Raw genomic sequence first — 1,744 nt, 5'->3', positions numbered from 1 at the left:
CGCTGGCGCGGCGGGCGGCCTCGGCCGAGCATGTCGTGCCGGGGCACGATCCGCTGGTGCTGGTGCGCTATCCCAGGCTGGCGGGCCTGCCTGTCGACGTCGCCTGCCTGCATCGGGAACCCGCGCCGGCGTAGCCGGGCGGGGAAGCTGGCGCAGGGCCGGGGGAAGGGGCGGGCTTTCGCCAGAACCAGGACGCGCATTTCGCACGGGCGCGTCTTTCCCGAGCCACGCGCGGGAAGCGGGTTTCTCCCAATATTCTCTCCGTTCGAGTTGCGAGAACCTATCGGCAACGGACACCCGGTCAGGACGTGTCCGCGCCGTGCAGGTGTACCGTCAGCATGTGGTGCTAGATCGCCGGAGGTGAATATGCAAGCCAGCAAGAATGTTGTCCGCAATCGCCAGGTCGGGTTTGCCCTGTTGTTCCTGTGCGCATTCTCGACGTATCTGAATGTCGGCCTGATTGCCATCGGCTTGCTGCGTGGCTCCAGCCTGGTATGGGCGCCATCCCAGGCGCTGACCGTCGTCGCCCTTGCCGCGGGGCTTGCCGGTGCCGTCCTGCTGGCCCGGCGTCCCGCCAGGCATCATCTGCCGGCCATGGCGTGAAGCGCTGACGTTCCTGCGCGCCGCCGCCGGCGGCGACGCAGGATGGGAGATGCCGAAGCGATGCGTTGCCGCGCATCGCCTGGCTGGTTGAGGTGTGCCGCGCAGGCAGGGCCAGGGCCGGTCGCCCTGGCCTTTTTGTCTCCGGCGCCGGATGGTAAGCAGCGCCGCAGGCAGGCCCTAGCCCATCACCATTGCCACCACGTCCCCTTCTGTCACGCTATCGCCTTCGGCGACGCTGAGCCGGCCCACCTTGCCGGCCACCGGCGCATCCACCGGAATCTCCATCTTCATCGATTCCAGCACCATGATGGCCTCGCCGGCCGCCACGGTGTCGCCCTCCTGCTTCTCGATTTTCCAGACCTTGCCGGTCACGATGGCTTCCACGCTCGTTGCTGCCATGTCTTCCTCCCGCTTCGTTGTATTGACGCCGTATCGGCGTCGTATCAGAATTTGGTCGGCCAGGCCGCCAGGTGATGCTTGCCGATGCCGCCTTCGCGGTTGCCGCATGCCAGTTCCAGTGCGCGGACCAGCGTGGCGCGCGTGGCTTCCGGCGCGATCACGTCGTCGAGGTGGCCCAGGCCGGCGGCACGCCACGGCGCGCTGGCGGTGCGCAGTTCCTCGTATAGCTTTTCTTTTTCCGCGCGGTCGTGCGCGGTATCGCCGCTGGACGGGCGCAGCACATTGACCGCCACCTCCGGCGACATGAAGCTGATATCCGCGCCCGGCCAGGCAAAGACAAAATCCGCATCCATGCCCGCGCCGGCCAGGTTGGAATACGCCATGCCGTACGATTTGCGGATCACCACGGAGAGCTTGGGCACGGTGGCCAGTGCCAGCGCCTCGACGAAGTTGATGATCTTGCCGGGCATGCGTTTTTGCTCGGCCGCGCGGCTGACGAAGAAGCCGGGTGTGTCATGCAGGAAGATCAGCGGGATGTTGAAGGAGTCGCACAGGCAGATGAAGCTGGTGCATTTGTCGCAGCCGTCCGGTCCCATGGCGCCGGCGGAATAGGTCGGATTTGTCGCGATGATGCCAACCGTTTTCCCTTCCAGGCGTGCCAGGCAGGTGATCACGCTGCGGTCGAACTCGGGCTTGAGTTCGAAGATCTCCCGGTCGTCCGCCAGCGTGCGCACCAGCTCCC

General features: G+C 66.3%; 3 protein-coding genes. 1 reads left to right on the top strand and 2 read right to left on the bottom strand.

All coding sequences use genetic code 11. The features are described 5' to 3' along the window. Positions 1–366 precede the first annotated feature (366 nt). Positions 367–603 carry a hypothetical protein gene (locus P3W85_RS35135; RefSeq protein ID WP_017227385.1) on the top strand — a complete coding sequence of 79 codons (237 nt, stop codon included), beginning with the start codon at positions 367–369 and terminating at the stop codon, positions 601–603. Between the two features lie 177 nt (positions 604–780). Here P3W85_RS35135 and P3W85_RS35130 read toward each other — a convergent pair whose 3' ends face one another. Both P3W85_RS35130 and P3W85_RS35125 read right to left on the bottom strand, forming a co-directional pair. Further along, entirely contained in the window at positions 781–1,002 is a 222-nt protein-coding gene (locus tag P3W85_RS35130) for an acetyl-CoA carboxylase biotin carboxyl carrier protein subunit (RefSeq protein ID WP_276268157.1), read from the bottom strand. 44 nt (positions 1,003–1,046) lie between these two features. Further along, positions 1,047–1,744, bottom strand: a 698-nt coding sequence (locus P3W85_RS35125; RefSeq protein WP_276268156.1) for a carboxyl transferase domain-containing protein, incomplete at its 5' end; no start/stop codon positions are given.

Origin of the sequence: Cupriavidus basilensis (assembly GCF_029335485.1) — a bacterium.
In the GTDB taxonomy this organism is placed as follows: Bacteria; Pseudomonadota; Gammaproteobacteria; order Burkholderiales; family Burkholderiaceae; genus Cupriavidus; species Cupriavidus basilensis_E.
Note: the sequence above shows the minus strand (reverse complement) of the source record. Positions and strands in the feature narration are given on the sequence as shown.